This is a genomic window from Cupriavidus sp. 01L45, from assembly GCF_056399885.1.
Map to the genome: position 1 here is coordinate 16,994 of NZ_JBFTSG010000041.1, position 17,944 is coordinate 34,937.

Annotated in this window: 16 protein-coding genes; 2 read left to right on the forward strand and 14 right to left on the reverse strand. The window is 65.3% G+C overall.

From position 1 onward, the window contains the following. Positions 1-9: 9 nt before the first annotated feature. A complete protein-coding gene (gene pgeF / locus AC1DT6_RS25935) occupies positions 10-801 on the reverse strand; it encodes a peptidoglycan editing factor PgeF (protein ID WP_441631233.1) in 792 nt (263 codons plus the stop codon). Next, positions 791-2,008: an RluA family pseudouridine synthase gene (locus AC1DT6_RS25940; RefSeq protein WP_035860220.1), complete on the reverse strand. Its 1,218-nt coding sequence runs from the start codon at positions 2,006-2,008 to the stop codon at positions 791-793. The genes pgeF and AC1DT6_RS25940 overlap by 11 nt, the downstream gene beginning before the upstream one ends. A gap of 16 nt (positions 2,009-2,024) precedes the next feature. Here AC1DT6_RS25940 and AC1DT6_RS25945 point away from each other — a divergent pair, with 16 nt between their 5' ends. Beyond that, entirely contained in the window at positions 2,025-2,855 is an 831-nt protein-coding gene (locus AC1DT6_RS25945) for an outer membrane protein assembly factor BamD (protein WP_035860133.1), read from the forward strand. Positions 2,856-2,939: 84 nt separating this feature from the next. On the opposite strand, the gene AC1DT6_RS25950 is transcribed toward AC1DT6_RS25945, so the two are convergent. From AC1DT6_RS25950 to AC1DT6_RS25960, 3 genes are all read right to left on the reverse strand, one after another. Further along, positions 2,940-5,051 (reverse strand): DNA repair helicase YoaA, encoded by a 2,112-nt coding sequence (locus AC1DT6_RS25950; RefSeq protein WP_441631277.1) that lies wholly within the window; start codon positions 5,049-5,051, stop codon positions 2,940-2,942. A 144-nt stretch (positions 5,052-5,195) separates the two neighbouring features. Beyond that, entirely contained in the window at positions 5,196-5,399 is a 204-nt protein-coding gene (locus AC1DT6_RS25955; RefSeq protein ID WP_035860131.1) for a DUF465 domain-containing protein, read from the reverse strand. Between the two features lie 140 nt (positions 5,400-5,539). Continuing rightward, on the reverse strand, positions 5,540-6,352 hold the full coding sequence (locus AC1DT6_RS25960; protein WP_441631236.1) for a hypothetical protein: 813 nt from the start codon (positions 6,350-6,352) through the stop codon (positions 5,540-5,542). Positions 6,353-6,516: 164 nt separating this feature from the next. Here AC1DT6_RS25960 and AC1DT6_RS25965 point away from each other — a divergent pair, with 164 nt between their 5' ends. Beyond that, positions 6,517-8,886, forward strand: coding sequence for a Tex family protein (locus AC1DT6_RS25965; protein ID WP_441631238.1), 2,370 nt, complete (start codon positions 6,517-6,519; stop codon positions 8,884-8,886). 140 nt (positions 8,887-9,026) lie between these two features. On the opposite strand, the gene AC1DT6_RS25970 is transcribed toward AC1DT6_RS25965, so the two are convergent. From AC1DT6_RS25970 to AC1DT6_RS26010, 9 genes are all read right to left on the reverse strand, one after another. Next, a complete protein-coding gene (locus AC1DT6_RS25970; protein WP_441631240.1) occupies positions 9,027-9,449 on the reverse strand; it encodes a type II toxin-antitoxin system VapC family toxin in 423 nt (140 codons plus the stop codon). Beyond that, positions 9,449-9,694, reverse strand: coding sequence for an AbrB/MazE/SpoVT family DNA-binding domain-containing protein (locus AC1DT6_RS25975; protein ID WP_052686225.1), 246 nt, complete (start codon positions 9,692-9,694; stop codon positions 9,449-9,451). The genes AC1DT6_RS25970 and AC1DT6_RS25975 overlap by 1 nt, the downstream gene beginning before the upstream one ends. 321 nt (positions 9,695-10,015) lie before the next feature. Then, the gene (locus tag AC1DT6_RS25980; protein ID WP_477115001.1) at positions 10,016-11,917 is read right to left on the reverse strand and encodes a potassium transporter Kup; all 1,902 of its coding nucleotides are present in this window, start codon (positions 11,915-11,917) and stop codon (positions 10,016-10,018) included. 306 nt (positions 11,918-12,223) lie between these two features. Continuing rightward, complete coding sequence (locus tag AC1DT6_RS25985) at positions 12,224-12,934, reverse strand: ABC transporter ATP-binding protein (protein WP_441631243.1); 711 nt, start codon at positions 12,932-12,934, stop codon at positions 12,224-12,226. After that, a complete protein-coding gene (locus tag AC1DT6_RS25990) occupies positions 12,931-13,734 on the reverse strand; it encodes an ABC transporter ATP-binding protein (protein WP_441631245.1) in 804 nt (267 codons plus the stop codon). The genes AC1DT6_RS25985 and AC1DT6_RS25990 overlap by 4 nt, the downstream gene beginning before the upstream one ends. Then, on the reverse strand, positions 13,731-14,756 hold the full coding sequence (locus tag AC1DT6_RS25995) for a branched-chain amino acid ABC transporter permease (RefSeq protein WP_441631247.1): 1,026 nt from the start codon (positions 14,754-14,756) through the stop codon (positions 13,731-13,733). The genes AC1DT6_RS25990 and AC1DT6_RS25995 overlap by 4 nt, the downstream gene beginning before the upstream one ends. Positions 14,757-14,760: 4 nt before the next feature. After that, complete coding sequence (locus AC1DT6_RS26000) at positions 14,761-15,627, reverse strand: branched-chain amino acid ABC transporter permease (protein ID WP_441631249.1); 867 nt, start codon at positions 15,625-15,627, stop codon at positions 14,761-14,763. A gap of 137 nt (positions 15,628-15,764) precedes the next feature. Continuing rightward, on the reverse strand, positions 15,765-16,946 hold the full coding sequence (locus AC1DT6_RS26005; RefSeq protein WP_045241734.1) for an ABC transporter substrate-binding protein: 1,182 nt from the start codon (positions 16,944-16,946) through the stop codon (positions 15,765-15,767). A gap of 145 nt (positions 16,947-17,091) precedes the next feature. Next, positions 17,092-17,907: an alpha/beta fold hydrolase gene (locus AC1DT6_RS26010; RefSeq protein ID WP_441631252.1), complete on the reverse strand. Its 816-nt coding sequence runs from the start codon at positions 17,905-17,907 to the stop codon at positions 17,092-17,094. Positions 17,908-17,944 lie beyond the last annotated feature (37 nt).

Sequence of the window (17,944 nt, forward strand, 5' to 3'; positions counted from 1 at the left end):
GAGGGGAATTCAGGCGACCAACCAGACCAGGCTGGCCATGCGGCCAGTGACGCCATCGCGCCGGTAAGAGTAGAAGCGCCGCGCATCGCTGACGGTGCAGGCGTCGCCGCCATACACCGCGGTACAGCCCGCGCGCGCGAGGCGGATGCGGGCAAGCGCATAGATATCCGCGAAATACTTGCCGTCCGCGCCGGCGCGGAATGCGCGATCCACCGGTCCCGCTTCTTCGGGCAGCGCCTGGGCAAGAAAGGCCTGCCGGACTTCGGCGCCGACCTCGAAGGCTTGCGGGCCGATCGCAGGACCAAGCCAGGCCAGCCACTCGGCCTGCGCGCCTGCCCGCTCGCCCATGCGTGCCACCGTGGATTCGATCACCCCGCCGCACAACCCGCGCCAGCCAGCGTGCGCCGCGCCCACCACCGTGCCGGCACGATCGCAGAGCAGCACCGGCAGGCAATCCGCGGTCATTACGGCGCAGACCCGCGCAGGGGTCGCGGCAATGCTTGCGTCCGCCTGCGGAACCGCGCCATCGGCCGCGAACTTGTCCTCGGTGGCGATCGCGCAGCCATGCACCTGCTCCAGCCAGCCTGGCGCGGCCGGCAGCCGCGCGGCCAGGCGCGCCCGGTTGCCGGCGACCGCCGAGGGATCGTCGCCCACGTGGGTGCCGAGGTTAAGCCCGCCCGGGCTGCCGTCCGCCAGGCCGTAAGGGGCCTGGCTCAAGCCGCCCTGACGGGTGGTGGACAACGCGCGCACCCGCGCCGGGGCCGGCCAGTCAGGAACCAGCCACGGCGCCTCAGTCGTCATCGCCGTACTCCCATGCGCCGTCCTCGCCCTCCACCCAGCCGTCATCCTCGTCCTCATCATCGGCGCGGTCGAAATCGAGCGCTTCGATCAATGCCTGCAGGTCGTCGGGCGGCGGCGCCTCCCACGACATGGACTTGCCGGTCGTCGGATGCACCAGCCCCAACCGGAAGGCGTGCAGCGCCTGGCGCCCCAGCGGCACCGGCAGCGGCGCCTTGATGGCCGGGCGCTGGCCGCGCTGCGTAGCGGCGCGATGGTAGACCGGATCGCCGACCAGGGGATGGCCGATTGATTCGAAATGCACGCGGATCTGGTGCGTGCGGCCGGTTTCGAGCTGGCACATCACCATCGAGACATGGCCCCGCCCGAGCGGCACCGTGCCCAGCGTGCGGAAATGGGTGCGCGAAGGCTTGCCGCTGTTGGTGAGCACGATCGCCATGCGGATCCGCTCGCGCGGATCGCGGCCGATCGGCGCATCGATGGTGCCCGATTCGGGCGTCTCGCCCCACACCAGCGCCAGATAGGTACGTTTGACGGTACGCGCCTGCAACTGGCGCACGAGATCGGTCTGGGCGGTAAGCGTGCGCGCCACTACCATCAGCCCGGAGGTTTCCTTGTCGAGCCGGTGGACGATGCCGGCGCGCGGCAGGCCCACGGCCTCGGGATAGCGGTGCAGCAGGCCGTTGAGCACCGTGCCGCCCCAGTTGCCGGCCGCGGGATGCACCACCAGCCCGGCGGGCTTGTCGATGACCAGCATTGCCGCGTCCTCGTACACCACCTCGAGCGGCACGTCTTCCGGCACGAAGGCGCGCGATTCGGCCGGGGCCTGCGGCCGCACCACGACGCGCTCGCCCATCTGGACCGAAGCCTTCGAGCGGCGCACCTCGCCGTCGACCAGCACCGCGCCGCTCTCGATCCATTGCTGCAGGCGGCTGCGCGAAAATCCGCTGAGATGGCGGGCCAGCAATTTATCGAGGCGCTCGCCATGTGACGCACCGTCTACTTCAAACTCCACTTGCTGCATTTCCAACTCGATCGGCGATGCCTGCGCACCAGCCTCCAGGCCGCCTAGCGCGGCCACATCGGTCAGGTCTTCCAGGTCCTCCACTTCGTTCAAAGTGTCGGCTGAATCGGCAGCTTGCTGCGCGATGCCCTTGGCGGCGGTTGCCGGCAAGGGGCTTGGGCTATAATGCTTGACGCTATTTTTCATCCGGGATATGTTGCCCATGCAATCGATGAGCATGAAGCGCGCCAACTGGCGCGCAAGAATTGGAGCGATTCTGCTCGCAGGCGGCTGCGTCATGCTATCGGCGTGCGGCCTGCTGTCGGATCAACCAGACGAAACTGCCGGCTGGTCGGCTAACAAATTATATTCGGAAGCCAAGGACGCACTCGATTCCGGCGACTTCACCCGTGCAGTCAAGCTGTACGATAAGCTGGAAGGACGTTACCCCTTCGGCCGTTTCGCGCAGCAGGCGCAGATCGATTCCGCCTATGCCAGCTACAAGGATGGCGAAACCGCCGCGGCCCTGGCCTCGGTTGACCGCTTCATCCAGTTGCATCCGAATCACCCGAACGTGGATTATGCCTATTACCTGAAGGGCCTGATCAACTTCAATGATAATTTGGGCTGGCTCGGCCGCTTTTCCGGCCAGGACCTGAGCGAGCGCGACCCCAAGGCCGCGCGCGCCGCGTATGACGCATTCAACACCCTCGTCACGCGCTTCCCCGACAGCAAGTACACGCCGGACTCCGCCGCGCGCATGCAGTACATCGTGAACGCGCTGGCCCAGCACGAGGTCCATGCGGCACGCTACTACTACAAGCGTGGCGCCTACCTGGCCGCCGCCAACCGCGCCCAGCAGGCGCTCAAGGAATATGATGGCGCCCCGGCCAACGAAGAAGCGCTGTACATCATGATCCGTTCCTACGACTCGCTGGGCATGAAGGATCTGCGCGACGATACCGCCCGCGTGATGGAAAAGAACTTCCCCAACAGCGATTACATCAAGTATGGAGAACGCCGCAAGGACAAGTCCTGGTGGGAAGTGTTCTGAACGGCAGGCATGCAATTGAGTAGGCCGGAGGCGCAAGCCCCGGCAACAAAAAGCCCGGTCTCGACCGGGCTTTTTGTTGCCTGCTCAATCGGGCCGCGCTTCGCCCCCTTGGTCCGCCGCTGGCGCCTCCCCGCCGTCCCGGATCGATTCCAGGAAGCGGATCACGGTCTCGGCCTCGCGCGTCCGCTTGAAGGGCGGCAGGCTCTGCCAGATCTGGCGACCATAGGGCTTCTCCACCAGCCTGGTATCGCAGATCACCAGCACCCCACGGTCTGTCTCGGAGCGGATCAGGCGCCCCGCGCCCTGCTTGAGCGTGATCACCGCATGCGGCAACTGGTGCACGGCGAACGGGCTCAGGCCCTTTTTCTGCAGCACTTCCATGCGTGCGGCCAGCACGGGATCGTCGGGTGGCGCAAACGGCAGTTTATCGATGATCACCAGTGACAGCGCCTCGCCACGCACGTCGACGCCCTCCCAGAAACTCTGGCTGCCGACCAGCACCGCATTGCCAAGCTCACGGAAACGGTCGAGCAGTTCCGTGCGGCTGGCCTGGCCCTGGACCAGCAGGGGTAGTGCCAGGCCGCGCTCCGCGAAGGCCTCGTAAAGCATATCGGAGGCACGCTGCACCGCCCGCAGCGTGGTGCAGAGCAGAAAGGCGCGACCGCCCGCCGCCTCGATCAGCGGCAACGCGGTTTGCACCACCGCTTCCGTGAACTGGGGCGACTGCGGCGCCGGCAGGTCTCGCGGCACGTAGAGCAGGCCCTGCTCGGCGTAGTCGAACGGGCTTGGCAAGGTCAGCGACCTGTCCTTGTCCAGCCCGAGCTGGGCAGCGTAGTGGCTGAAATTGCCCTTCACCGAGAGCGTGGCCGAGGTAAATACCCAGGCTCGCGGGTGGCCTTCGCGCTGACGCGTAAAGATTGGCGCGATCGACAACGGGGTGCGATGCAGCTGCACCGTGTGGGAGAACACCTCCACCCAGCGCACCGTGTCCGGCCCGAAGGCGGCTGCAGGGGCCGCCACCGCGCCATCTTGCGCCTCGCCGCTCGCGGCGGGCTGCGGCGCGGCCTTGGATTCGCTACGCCAGGCCGCCAGGCGCTGATCGAGCTCCACCGCGCGGCGGTGGCACTGCTCCAGCGACTCGGCGCGCTCTGCCTGGCTTTCCAGCAGGGTCACGAACTCCCCCAGCGCACTTTCGAGTGCGTCCAGCGTCTCAAAAAAAGGCTTGCTGATGCGCGGGTCCGCTTCGATCTGGTTCACCGCCAGGCGCGCATTGTCCTTGGTAAAGGCCAGCCGCAAGTCCCGCGCGGCACGCTCCAGGGGTGCCGCGATGCGCACCCAGTCGGCGGCGTCCCGCGCGTGCGAGAGGCCTTCGGCCACGGTATCCCGCGCGAGCTCCAGCAACTGGCTGGTCGACAGGCTGTCGCCAAAGAACAGCGTGGCCGTCTCCGGCAGCTGGTGCGCCTCGTCGAAGATGACTGTGTTGGCCGCCGGCAACAGTTCCGCCATGCCTGTGTCGCGCAGTACGACGTCGGCAAAAAACAGGTGATGGTTGACCACCACCAGGTCGGCTTGCTGCGCCTCCTTGCGCGCGCGCATGACAAAGCACTCTTTGTAGTTCGGGCACTCCGTGCCGAGACAGTTGTCGCGAGTCGAAGTGACCAGTTGCCATACCGGCGCGTTTTCCGGCACCGAGGCAAGCTCGGCCTTGTCGCCCGTGGACGTCACCTTGGCAAACCGGGCAATCTCGCGCAGCCATGCGGCGTCCTGCCGCGAGGCCAGGCGGCCCTGGATTTCGGCGCGTTCCAGATGGTAGTGGCAGAGATAGTTGGCCCGCCCCTTGAGCAGCGCGACCGACACCGGCACATTGAGCGCGCGCCGCACCGTGGGGATATCGCGCAGGAAGAGCTGGTCCTGCAGGTTCTTGGTACCGGTGGAGAGGATGACCTTGCCGCCCCACAACATGGCGGGGACCAGATAGGCAAAGGTCTTGCCGGTACCGGTGCCGGCCTCGACGATGACCGTGTCGGCGCGCTCGATCGCGCTGGCCACGGCCTCGGCCATGCGCTCTTGCGCCTCGCGCGGGCGGTAGCCTTCGATGCCCTGCGCCAGGGTCCCGGTCGGGGCGAAGATGGTAGCCAGTTCGGCGGCATGCGATACCGCGGCACCGGACGGCCCGGTACCGCTGGCGGCCGGCATTGCGGGCGTATCTGGCGTGTCGGCCGCAGCGGACACGGTGGTCGTTACGGGGACCGCGGGCGTGGCGGAAAGGTCTTCTTCGGAGGCGGGCAAGGCGAGGCTTTATGGCGGACCGCTTCAGCGACGGCCCGTGGACAAGGGGAATCAGGCGGGCACGTCCGGCTCGAGCTGAAGCTGGAGCAAGGTAATCGCATCCTTGAGCTTGAGGCGGCGCTTTTTCAGGCGCCGCAGCTGCAGCTCGTCGTGCGTGGCGTCAGCCGCCATGCGGTCAATCAGGTAATCGAGATCGCGGTGTTCGATCTGCAACTCCATGATCTGCCGCGATAAGGTATTCAGGTTGCGGTCCATGGGCTCCCCCGATCAAAGCCGGCGCTGGCGCCGGCGGGCCGGTATGGCTTCCGACGCTGGCACCGCGTGGCGCGTCGCGTCGTCTTGCACCGGCCATTGTCGCCGGTATTGCCCCCGGCTGTGGGCGCGGCTCGCACCGCTCAGAAACCGAAGGGACGCGGCGTCGTGGCCTGCCCCTGCTGTTCCTTGGCCTTGGCGCGGCGCTCGTCGACGTCTTTTTGCCGTTGTTCGGCTTCGCGCTGCTTCGCCTCGAACGCCTTTACATTTTCCTGCCGCTGCCTGGCCTGCTGCGCGCCCTGCTCTTGCGCTGCCTTGATGCGCGCATCGAAGTCAGCCTGCTTCTTGTTGTAAGCCTCGGCATTGGCGGCACGCTGCGGAGCATCGGCCTGATGCTGCGCATCGCGCAGTTGCTGTTCCTGCTGCTTGCGCTCGAAACTCTCGCGGCTGGCGCGTTCATTGGCTTCGCGGGCAGGCTGGCCGGCTTCGTACTCGGCACGCTTGATGGCCTGAGCCTGGTCGCGCTCGACCGCCTTGAAGGCGCGCTCCGCTTCTCCAACCTCCAGTTCCCGCTTGCGCAGCACCTGCAGTTCCCCGCGGCGCACATCCTTGGCCTTGTCGATGCAGTGCGTAACAAAAAAACTGTTGTAGCAATCGTGCTCCGCCTTGCCGTAGCGATAATCGGTCCAGGCACGCGAATCGACGATGGCCTTGCGCTCCGCGGCGAAATCCCGCGACGGCGGCTGCGGCGCTTGCGCCTCAGTTGCCTGGGCAGGGGCCTGCGCAGCGCCCGGGGCCGCCTGCGCATGGCCGCGCATTGGCATGAGCAACACCGCCAGGCCGGCGCACAGCAAGGCAAGCCGCAGCTGCGCGGACAGAGAGCGGGCCTTGGCCGGGGTGGCGGAGCAGTCGGATAACGCGGCCGCGAGTGGGGCCGGATGTGGCTTGACGATCATGCCCGGATTCTAACATCCGCCCCGCCTCTTGCCCCAGGGCACGGCGGCTTATTGATGCCTGGCCAGCCTCCGCCGGAACGCCGGCTGTGCCCTGCCCTGAACACCGCGCCGCGCCGCGGCAAGCTTGTGGCAAAATGCCCCGCTTTCGACCGACTGTTTTCCTGATGTCCAATCTGCCAGCTTCCGTCATGCAAAAGATCGTGTCGCTCATCGCGGCCGAACTCTCCGTCCAACCCCGCCAGGTGGCCGCGGCCGTGGAACTGCTCGACGAAGGCGCGACCGTGCCTTTCATTGCGCGCTACCGCAAGGAGGTCACCGGCAACCTGGACGACACGCATCTGCGTAACCTGGAAGAGCGCCTGCTTTACCTGCGCGAGATGGAAGAGCGCCGCGCCACCATCCTCGCTTCCATCGAGGAGCAAGGCAAGCTGACGCCCGAACTGCGCGCGGCCGTCGAAGGCGCCGAGACCAAGCAGGCCCTGGAAGATCTGTACCTGCCCTACAAGCCCAAGCGCCGCACCCGTGCCCAGATCGCGCGCGAGTGCGGGCTCGAGCCGCTGGCCCTTGCCCTGCTGGCCGATCCCACGCTGGACCCGCAGACCGAGGCCGCCAGGTATGTCAACGGCAATCCCACCGCCGATGGCGGCGTGCCCGACGTCAAGGCCGCACTCGACGGCGCACGCGACATCCTGTCGGAGCAATTCGGCGAAACCGCCGAACTGCTCGGCAAGGTGCGCGAGCACCTGTGGAACAACGGCATGGTGAGTTCGTCCGTGATGGAAGGCAAGGAAGGCGCGGAGGAAGAGAAATTCCGCGACTACTACGAATACAGCGAGACCATCCGCACCATTCCGTCGCACCGCGCGCTGGCGCTGTTCCGCGGCCGCAATGCGGGCGTGCTGATGGTCAAGCTCGGCCTGGGCGAGGAACAGGACGCCATGGTGCCGCACCCGTGCGAAGGCATGATTGCCCGCCACGTCGGCATCCAGAACCAGAACCGTCCCGCCGACAAGTGGCTGGCCGACGTGTGCCGCTGGTGCTGGCGCGTCAAGGTGCAGCCGCACCTCGAGACCGAGCTGCTGACGCAACTGCGCGAAACCGCAGAGAGCGAAGCCATCAAGGTGTTCGGCCGCAACCTGCACGAACTGCTGCTGGCCGCGCCGGCCGGTCCGAAGTCGGTGATGGGCATCGACCCGGGCATCCGCACGGGCTGCAAGGTGGCCGTGGTCGACACCACCGGCAAGCTCATCGACACCGCCACCATCTACCCGCACGAGCCGCGCCGCGACTGGAACGGCTCGCTCGCCACGCTGGCGCGCATGGCCAAGCAGCACAATGTGATGCTGGTCTCGATCGGCAACGGCACGGCCAGCCGCGAGACCGACAAGCTGGTGCAGGACCTGATGAAACAGCTGCCCGAGGCCAAGCTGACCAAGATCGTGGTCAGCGAAGCCGGCGCCTCGGTGTACTCCGCATCGGAACTGGCGGCCAAGGAATTCCCCGATCTGGACGTGTCGATCCGCGGTGCGGTTTCGATCGCGCGCCGTTTGCAGGATCCGCTCGCCGAGCTGGTCAAGATCGACCCGAAGTCGATCGGCGTGGGCCAGTACCAGCATGACGTGAACCAGCGCGAACTGGCGCGCGCGCTGGACGCCGTGGTGGAGGATTGCGTGAATGCCGTGGGCGTGGACGTGAATACCGCCTCGGCCCCGCTGCTGGCGCGCGTATCGGGCCTGAACACCGTGCTCGCGCGCAATATCGTCGAGTACCGCGATGCCAACGGCGCGTTCGCCAACCGCGATGCGCTGAAAAAGGTGCCGCGCCTGGGCGACAAGACATTCGAACAAGCCGCCGGCTTCCTGCGCGTCAATGATGGCGACAATCCGCTGGACCGCTCCTCGGTGCACCCGGAGGCCTACCCCGTGGTCAAGCGCATCCTCGACCATATCAAGAAGGGCCTGCCCGACGTGATGGGCAACCGCGACGCGCTGCGCGGCCTGTCGCCGACGACCTTCACCGACGAGACCTTCGGCCTGCCGACGGTGCGCGACATTCTCTCCGAACTGGAGAAGCCCGGCCGCGACCCGCGTCCCGAGTTCAAGACCGCGACGTTCCAGGACGGCGTGGAGGACATCAAGGACCTGCAACCCGGCATGGTGCTCGAAGGCGTGGTCACCAACGTCGCAGCCTTTGGCGCATTCGTCGATATCGGCGTGCACCAGGACGGCCTGGTCCACATCTCCGCCCTCTCCACCAAGTTCATCAAGGACGCGCACGAGGCGGTCAAGGCCGGCCAGATCGTCAAGGTCAAGGTGATGGAGGTGGACGTCAAGCGCAATCGTATCGGCCTGACCATGCGCCTGGACGACGAGCCCGGCCAGGGCCCGGTCCGCGCGGGACAATCGGACCGCGGCAACGGGCCGCGCCAGGGACAGGGACAGCGCCCCGGCCAGGGCAAGGGCTTCGGCGGCCAGCGCCGCGAAGCGGAGCCGTCCGGCGCGATGGCGGCGGCGTTCGCCAAGCTCAAGCGCTGAGCGTCAGGCGCCCGTGGATAAAAGCCCCTGTGCCATGCACAGGGGCTTCTTTTGTCGCGTGTGCGGCATTATGACGGAGTTACCCCTTGGAGATGTGAATCTGCGAGGTAGGCGATAAGGAGCGCCCCGCCAGGCGGCGCTCAAAACGCGAGCGGATTAATCTTCATTCGCTTCGCATTGCGGGCCAGCACGTCATCGAGCGTCGCCATGGTCTTAGCCTTGGCATCCAGCGCAGATGCAAGGTGCAGCGCATCGCCCGCACGGAGCCCCGCGGACGCATCCAGGGTTAGCACTGCAGCGCGATGGAATGTCTGCGGTTCGACTGGCAGTAACTGTAGGTCGCCAGCACACAGGCGTTCGAATGCCTGCCATGCAGATGCCCCCTGTTCGACCGACAGTTGTTTTGTCCGCTGCTTGATGCCAAGGGCGCTCGCGAATTCGGTAACACACCACGCGGCAGAGGCCATTTCTTCGGTACACGCCGCGTACCACTGCGAAACAGCGGGACTCATTGGCTCATTCACGCAGAGCGCCACCAGTACACTCGTGTCAACGTACACCATCAGTAGCGCGCTCCGTGCCGCAACTCCTTCATGACCGATTCCGTCATCGGCATCGCCTCGCGAGTCGACTCCAGTTCTTGCGCGAAAGCCTTCCGGTCCCATTTGGCCGCACGAATGCTTATACCGCCATCCACGGTCAGGTTGGCCTGCACTTGGTCGCCCTCCTTGAGACCAGCGTGGCGAACGTAATCAGCGGGGATACGTAGCGCGAGGCTATTGCCCCATTTCGCGATTTGCAGGTTCACCGTCGCCCCCTTTGATATACATTAACGTATATACATACTAGCGCATCGCTGATTCCGGGGCAACCTGTAGCCAGGAGCAAACGTGCGCCGGCTACCGATGCGGCAGAAGCACCCAGGCCATCCGAAACGTGCGGAGGTCGGTCCCGCGCACAGACTAGCCAACCGCCACCCGGTGGGTCGTGAACAACAGACATCAAACCAAAAAAAGATGCCCTATGGCTACAAGATCCAGGAATTGACGGATCTTGTAGCCATAGGGCATCAAACATTCAGTTTGCACGGCCGTGGCTCGTCAGCGCATGCGAGCCCTCAAACCTGGCGTCAGATCTCCACCTTGGTACCAAGCTCAACCACCCGGTTGGCCGGGATCTGGAAGAAATCCGAAGGCTTGGCGCCGTTCTGATGCATCCAGGCGAACAAGCTCTCGCGCCACATCGACATGCCCGGCAGCTTTGAAGGAATGACCGACTCGCGTGCGATGAAGAACGACGTCTCCATCAACTCGAACTGCATATTGAGCTTGCGCTGGGCCAGGTCCAGCACCCGCTGCACGTCCGGTGTTTCCTTGAAGCCGTATTCTGACTTGAGGATAAACACGCCGCCGCCAAGGTCCTTGCACGTGAGGCGATGATCGTCGTCCACGTAGGGCACGTCGCGCGTCACAAAGCTMAGGAACACCACGCGTTCATGCAGCACGCGGTTGTGCTTGAGGTTGTGCAGCAGCGAGACCGGCACCGACTCCGTATTGCCGGTCAGGAASACGGCCGTSCCYTCSACSCGGTGCGGYGGGTGMGCCAGCAGGCCGSCGATGAASGGYTCSAGCGGAATGCCRTCCTCCAGGCTGCGCGCGCGCAGCAGCTTGCGGCCGCTGTGCCAGGTCATCAGCAGGAAGAAGGCGCTGCCGCCCATCAGCAGCGGGAACCAGCCGCCCTCGGCGATCTTCAGCAGGTTGGCGGAGAAGAAGGCCAGGTCGACCAGCAGGAACGTCAGGCCGATCAGCGTCACCAGCACCGGGTTCCATTTCCACACATTGCGCATGACCACGGCGGCGAGGAAAGTAGTGATCACCATGGTGGTGGTCACCGCGATGCCGTAGGCAGCCGCCAGATTGTCGGACTTCTTGAAGGCCACCACCACGATCACCACCAGCACCAGCAGAAGCCAGTTGATGACCGGCAGGTAGATCTGGCCGATTTCCGCGTCCGAGGTATAGCGGATGCGCATGCGCGGCACGAAGCCAAGCTGGATGGCCTGGCTGGTCAGCGAGAAGGCACCCGAGATCACCGCCTGCGAGGCAATCACCGTCGCGCAGGTGGCCAGCAGCACCATGGGGATCAGCAAAGGCTGCGGCACCATCAGGTAAAACGGGTTGCTGATGGCTTCGGGATTCTGCAGCAGCATGGCGCCCTGGCCGAAATAGTTGAGCATCAGGCACGGCATCACCACCGCGAACCAGCCCATGCGGATCGGACGGATGCCGAAGTGGCCCATATCGGCATAGAGCGCTTCCGCGCCGGTCAGCACCAGGAACACCGAGCCGAGCACCACAAAGGCCTGCAGCGAATGCTCCATCAGGAAAATGACCCCATAGTACGGATTCACCGCCATCAGGATCCCGGGCGCATGCACCATGTGATACACGCCCAGCGCGCCGAGCGCCACGAACCACACCATCATGATCGGCCCGAACAGCTTGCCCACCGCGGCGGTGCCGCTGCGCTGGATCATGAAAAGGGCCACAAGGATCACCAGGGTGATCGGTATGACAAAGTGAGAAAGCCCGGGCGCGGCGATTTCCAGGCCCTCGACGGCGGACAGCACCGAGATCGCGGGCGTGATCACCGCGTCGCCATAGAACATGCAGGCGCCGAAGATGCCGAACATCATCAGCAGTTTCGCCATCCGCGAACGCGGCGCGGCGGTGCGCAGCGCCAGCGCCATCAGGGCCAGGATGCCGCCCTCGCCGTCGTTGTCGGCCCGCATGACGAACATCACGTACTTGAGCGACACCACGATGATCATCGCCCAGAACAGCATGGAAATGATGCCCATCACGGCCGCGTCGCTGAAGGGAATGCCATGCTCGCTACTGAAGCACTCCTTCAACGCATACAACGGACTGGTACCGATATCGCCGAAGACGACACCGATTGCCCCGATCACCAGCGCGCGCCTGCTGGGACTTTCTACAAAATAATGACTGGTGGTTGCGGGCTGGGTCATGGATAAAGGTCTGGTTGAAGGGCTCGCGCAACGCCCTCGGCACACGGCGCGTGCGCCTGATCGGGCGCAACGGCAACGCGCCGCTATTGCATTGCACAAACGCGCGCCATTCTAGATGAAGTGCCGGGTGGCGACCACTGGGAGCGTCCCGCCTGGAAACCCGCCATATGCTGATGACGCGTCAAGCATGAGAGGGAAGTCCCGGCCGGTCAAGCGCTTTGCGCGCCTTGAACCACAAACCTGGCGGAGCCATGCATGCGTCTTGCCGTTGCTACACCACCACAATTTGTGTCGATTTAGGCACAATTAGACACCTAAATAGCGATCCAGCAGGCCCGGTTGCACCGCCAGTTCCGCGGCGGGACCGTTCATGACAACCGCGCCCTTCTCCAGCACCACCACGCGGTCGGCATTAGCCAGTACCGTGCGGTAGTTGCGGTCCACCACCACGGAGGCAATGCCGGTGGCGCGCACGGTGGCGATGACCTGCCAGATCTCGGCGACGATACGCGGCGCCAGGCCTTCGGTCGCCTCGTCCAGGATCAGGCAATCGGGATTCGTCATCAGGGCGCGCCCGATCGACAGCATCTGCTGCTCGCCGCCGGAAAGCTGTTGCCCGCCATGGCCAAGGCGCTCCTTGAGACGCGGAAAGAGATCCAGCACCCTTGCTTCGTCCCAGTCCAGCCGTCCTGACGGGCCCTTGCGCGCCGCCATCACCAGGTTCTCGCGCACGGAGAGGTTGGGGAAAATCCCACGCCCTTCGGGCACATAGGCCACTCCCAGGCGCGCCACCTCATAGGGCTGCGCGCGCGAAACGTCGCGCCCGGCGACAAGAATGGTTCCCTCGCGCTGCCGCACATGGCCCAGCAAGGTGCGCAGCAACGTGCTCTTGCCCATGCCGTTGCGCCCAAGCAATCCCACGGTCTCGCCCGCGCCAACGCTGAAATCGACCCCGCGCAGGACATGGCTGCTGCCATACCAGGCGTGCACGCCGCTCGCTTGAATCATCGCGCTCATGCCGCTTGCTCCCTGCGTGGCGCCGCTTGCACGGGGGTCGCCCCCCCCTCCTCGCCCTCTTCGCCAAGATAAGCCTGCTGGACTTCGCGGTTGACGCGGATCGCGTCCGGTTCGCCCGAGGCGATAACGGCGCCGTTGACCATCACAGTGATACGGTCGGCGACCGAGAAGACCGCCTCCATGTCGTGCTCGACCAGCAATACCGCATGGCCATCGCGCAGCGAGCGCAACAGGGCCAGCATGCGCGCCGACTCCTCCGCGCCCATGCCCGCCAGCGGCTCATCCAGCAGCAGCACGGTAGGTTGGGTGGCCAGGCACATGGCGACCTCGAGCTGACGCTTCTGGCCATGCGACAAGGCCGTGGCGACGGTATCGGCACAACCCGCCAGGCCAGCGCACTCCAGCGCCTCGTCGCCCAGCGCGCGGCTGGTGCGGCAGCGCTGCGCGTCTTCCCACAGCCGCCAGGCCCGCTGCGCGCGCGACTGGGCCGCCAGCCGGCAGTTCTCGCGCACCGTCAGCGGCAGGAAGATATTGTTGCGCTGGTAGCTGCGGCCAACGCCTTCGCGCGCCAGGCGCGGCTGCGACCAGCCGGTCACGTCGCGCCCCTGCAGTTGCAGCCTGCCCGACGAAGGCGGCAGTTCGCCCGACAGCATATTGATCAGCGTCGACTTGCCCGCGCCATTGGTGCCAATCACCGCGTGGATCTCATGCAAGGCGAGGTCGATATCCACGTCGCCCACCGCCGTGAGGCCACCGAAGCGGCGGGTCAGCTTGCGGGCCGACAAGACAGGTGCATTCATCGGGATCCCCCTTGGCGCCGGCGCGCAACCCCGCGCGCCAGGCTGACCAGTCCATGTGGCAGCAAGGCCACCGCCACGATGACGAAACCGCCCATCAGCAGTTGCCAGTGCTTCGTCAGCGTGCTGAACCATTCCGCGAGCAACACGAAGGAAAAGGCGCCCAGCACCGCCCCGGCCAGGCTTCCGGCGCCGCCCAGAATCACCATCAGCATGGCGTTGCCGGACTGGTGCCAGGATGCGATCTCCGGATTGACGAAGCCATACTGGATGGCATACAGATAGCCCGCCAGGCCGGCAAACGTGCCGGCCACCACGAAGGCGCCGAGCTGATAGCGGTAGGTGGCGTAGCCGGCGGCGCGCATGCGCTGCTCGTTATGCTTGATGCCCACCAGCGCATGGCCGAAGCGCGAGCGCAGCACCACCGCCAGGCCGGCCACCGTCAGCGCCAGCGCGCCGAGCACCAGCCAGTAGAAATGCGTGACGTCGTTGACATCGAACGGCCGCGCCCCCAACAAGCCGAACTCGGGCCGGAAATAGATATAGGTGCCGTCGCTGCCGCCTGCGATCTTGGTGTCGTGGAACACGAAGTACACCATCTGGGCGAAGGCGAGCGTGACCATGATGAAATAGATGCCGCGCGTGCGCAGCACCAGCGCGCCCACCACTAGCGCCAGCAGCGCCGCCGCGCCAAGCGCGCCCAGCAGCAAGAGCCAGCCATTGCCCGGCCCGGCCTGCGGCGCCATCATCGCGGTGGCATAGGCGGCCATGGCGAAATAGGCGGCGTGACCCAGGCTGACCAGCCCGCTGTAGCCGATCAGCAATTGGAGCGACAGCGCGAAGATGGCCATGATCATGACCTTGCTGAGCAACTCGATATAGAAACGTTGCCCGTCCGCATTCAGCAGCAGCGGCAGCACCGCCAGCACGGCAAAGGCCGCCAGCCATCCCAGGCCGCCCAGCAAGTGCGCGGACCCGCCACGCGCGCGCAGCGGACGGTCCAGTGCGTTGATATCGCTCGGCATATCCTTACCCCGCCTTGAACAAGCCCTGGGGTTTCCAGAGCAGGATGAGTGCCATCAACAGGTAGATCAGCACGCCGGAGGCCTCCTGCCAGAACACCTTGCCGAATGTGTCGACAAAGCCCAGCAGCAGCGAGGCCACCATGGCCCCCTTGACCGAGCCGATGCCGCCGATCACCACCACCACGAAGCACACGATCAGCACCTGGCCGCCCATGCCGGGATAGACCGAGGACACCGGTGCGGCGATCATGCCGGCCAGCACCGCCAGCGCCACCCCGAGGGCGAACACGAAGCGGTACAGCACCGTGACGTTAATGCCCAGCGACTGCACCATCTCGCGGTTGGTCGCACCGGCGCGGATCATCATGCCCAGCCGCGTGCGGCGGATCACCAGGTACAAGGCCGCGGCCACCAGCAGGCAAATCGCCGAGATAAACAGGCGATAGACCGGATAGGTCATGTCGTTGCCGATCGGCAGCGCCCAGTCGAGCATCGCCGGCACCGTCACGCCGTGCACGTCGTCGTCCACCAGGATGCTGCGCATCTCTTCGAACACCAGGATCAGGCCGTAGGTCATCAGCACTTGCTGCAGATGCTCGCGCTCGTAGAGGTAGCTGAAAAAYACCCACTCCAGCACATAGCCGAATGCCACCGCCAGCACGATGCCCAGCGGGATGGCGATCAACAGGTTGCCGGTCAGCCCGGCCAGGGTGAAGGCCAGGTAGGCACCCAGCATGTAGAAGCTGCCATGGGCAAGATTGATCACGCCCATGATGCCGAAGATCAGGGTCAGGCCGCTCGCCACGAGGAAGAGCAGCAAACCGTACTGGATGCTGTTAAGGCACTGTATGAAGAAGGAAACGATATCCATGGATATCCATGCGGCAAAGCGGCAACTCGGTTGCGGTATGCGGCTCCGCCGCTACCGGCCCGGACGGGACACGGCATGGCGGGCCGGACTTCTGCCCGGTGCCGCGGGAGCGGCGCCGGGCCACAGCATTCAACCGTTCAGAGACGGCAGCCGCGCGCCGGATCGGCCAGCCCCTTTACGGCAATCGCGCCGACCTTGTTCTCGCGGCCGTCCACCTTGCGCAGGTAGAAATCCTGCACCGGATTGTGCGCCTTCGACAGCGTAAAGGCGCCGCGCGGGCTGTCGACCTTGGTCTGCTCCATCGCCTTGATGACCTCGGCCTTCTTGGTCATGTCGCCCTTCACCGCGCCGGCGCCGGCGGCCAGCAGCTGGGCGGCGTCGTAGCCTTGCACGGCGTACACGTCCGGCTGCAGCTTGTAGGTTTTGGCGTACTCCAGGCGGAAGCCCTTGTCGCGCGCGTTGGACAGGCCATCGGCATAGTGCAGCGTGGTTTCCAGGCCTTGCGCCGCATTGCCCTGCGCTTCCAGCGTGCCGTCGGTAAGGAAACCCGAGGCGTAGAGCGGGATCTTGTCCTTGAGGCCCGCCGCGGCCCAGTCCTTGACGAACTTCACGGCGCCGCCGCCGGCAAAGAAGACGAACACCGCATCGGGCTTGATCGACGCCACCTCGGTGATCAGCGCCTGGAACTCGACGTTGGGGAACGGCAGGCTCAGTTCTTTCACCACCTTGCCGCCCTTGGCTTCGAAGGCCTCCTTGAAGCCCTTGACCGACTGCTCCCCGGCCGCGTACTTCCAGGTCAGCGTGACCACCTTCTTCATGCCGCGTTCGGCCAGCACGTGGCCCATGGCATAGCCCGGCTGCCAGTTGGAGAACGAAGAACGGAAGATATTGGGGCCGCACAGCGGGCCTGTGGCTTCGTCCACGCCCGCATTGGGAATGATCAGCAGCGTGTTGTTTTCCTTGGCTACCTTGACGATGCCCATCTGCACGCCGGAGTGTACCGTGCCTACCACCACATCGACCTGGTCGCGCTTGATCAGCTTGGTAGCGTTCTCCGGCGCCTTGGCGGGATCGGACTCGTCGTCCACCTTGAAGTACTCGATCTCACGCCCGCCCAGCTTGCCGCCCTGCTCCTGCACGTACATCTTGAAGCCATTCTCGATGGCATTGCCGAGGGAGGCGTAAGTACCCGTGTAGGGCAGCATGAAGCCAACCTTGATCTTGCCGGTGCCTTGGGCGCTGGCGCCCGCGGCGAAGGCGAAGGATGCAGCAATGGCAAGGCATGCGGGCGCCAGCCCGCGCGATGTGAAGCGATGCATGGATGTCTCCTGGTGGTCAAGCCGACTTCCGTCGCCTGGGCCGGCATCGCCGGCCTGCGGGCTTCCGGGCGACTCGCGGCAATCGCGGACTTCGCGAACTGCCGGAATCGCTGGAAATGCAGGCTAACGTGCAGGGGGCGCGAAATTATTTTAGGTATGAAGTATGCGCCGTTATAAACCGGACCGCCGCATCCGTCAACGGCCCTGGCTGGTCGCGGTGCGGCGAGTGGCCGCATCGCGGGAGTTTAAGCAGGACGGTTTGTGGCGCATATCGATGGATACCCTCAATCTGTGCCATGGTGCCGTATTCGTCGTCTTCGCCTTGCACGGCGAGCACAGGGCAACGCAATTGCGGCAGCAAGGGCCGCAGATCGAAGGCGCGGAAGGCGGGATCGAGCCAGATGTCGTTCCAGCCCCAGAAGGCCGAATCCACGTCGGCATGATGGCGTGCCAGCTTGCTGCGCAGATCGGTCTGCAGGTAGGTTTCGCGGGTGGCCCGGATGCTGTTCACCGACACGTCCTCGACCATGATGTGAGGCGCCAGCACGGTGATCCCGTCGACTGCCTGCGGGAAGCTGCCGGCGTAGATCAGGGCGATCGAGCCGCCGTCGCTGTGACCGAACAGCCAGGGCATGCCGCGGCTGCGGCCGGGCCCGATCTGAAGTGCATCAAACAGCGCCGGCAAGGCCTCGCTCGCTTGCCGGTGCATGAAGTCGACGCCCCACTTTTCCTCCGCGGGACGCGGCGTGGAGCGGCCATAGCCATAGCGCGACAGCACCAGCCCGCGAAAATCGCCGGCCTCGCACAGGGCGGCCGGATAGTCGCGCCACATGCTGATTGAACCCAGCCCTTCATGCAGGAAGACCACCAGCGGGCGCTCCTGCCGGTCCGGGCGCAGCCACTGCACTTCCACCTGGATACGGCGGCCGTCGAAAGGAATTTCCACCAACTCGCTTTGCATGCTTTTGCCTTTGCCTATGTCTTTGTTTCTTGCCTTG

Excerpts from the sequence above, each read along its gene's own strand:
- AC1DT6_RS25965 (WP_441631238.1), top strand. The coding sequence starts at position 6,517 with ATGTCCAATCTGCCAGCTTCCGTCATGCAAAAGATCGTGTCGCTCATC.
- AC1DT6_RS26010 (WP_441631252.1), bottom strand. The coding sequence starts at position 17,907 with ATGCAAAGCGAGTTGGTGGAAATTCCTTTCGACGGCCGCCGTATCCAG.
- pgeF (WP_441631233.1), bottom strand. The coding sequence starts at position 801 with ATGACGACTGAGGCGCCGTGGCTGGTTCCTGACTGGCCGGCCCCGGCG.
- AC1DT6_RS26005 (WP_045241734.1), bottom strand. The coding sequence starts at position 16,946 with ATGCATCGCTTCACATCGCGCGGGCTGGCGCCCGCATGCCTTGCCATT.
- AC1DT6_RS25945 (WP_035860133.1), top strand. The coding sequence starts at position 2,025 with ATGCAATCGATGAGCATGAAGCGCGCCAACTGGCGCGCAAGAATTGGA.
- AC1DT6_RS25950 (WP_441631277.1), bottom strand. The coding sequence starts at position 5,051 with ATGCCGGCCGCCAGCGGTACCGGGCCGTCCGGTGCCGCGGTATCGCAT.
- AC1DT6_RS25960 (WP_441631236.1), bottom strand. The coding sequence starts at position 6,352 with ATGATCGTCAAGCCACATCCGGCCCCACTCGCGGCCGCGTTATCCGAC.
- AC1DT6_RS25990 (WP_441631245.1), bottom strand. The coding sequence starts at position 13,734 with ATGAATGCACCTGTCTTGTCGGCCCGCAAGCTGACCCGCCGCTTCGGT.
- AC1DT6_RS25955 (WP_035860131.1), bottom strand. The coding sequence starts at position 5,399 with ATGGACCGCAACCTGAATACCTTATCGCGGCAGATCATGGAGTTGCAG.
- AC1DT6_RS25970 (WP_441631240.1), bottom strand. The coding sequence starts at position 9,449 with ATGGTGTACGTTGACACGAGTGTACTGGTGGCGCTCTGCGTGAATGAG.
- AC1DT6_RS25940 (WP_035860220.1), bottom strand. The coding sequence starts at position 2,008 with ATGAAAAATAGCGTCAAGCATTATAGCCCAAGCCCCTTGCCGGCAACC.
- AC1DT6_RS25995 (WP_441631247.1), bottom strand. The coding sequence starts at position 14,756 with ATGCCGAGCGATATCAACGCACTGGACCGTCCGCTGCGCGCGCGTGGC.
- AC1DT6_RS25985 (WP_441631243.1), bottom strand. The coding sequence starts at position 12,934 with ATGAGCGCGATGATTCAAGCGAGCGGCGTGCACGCCTGGTATGGCAGC.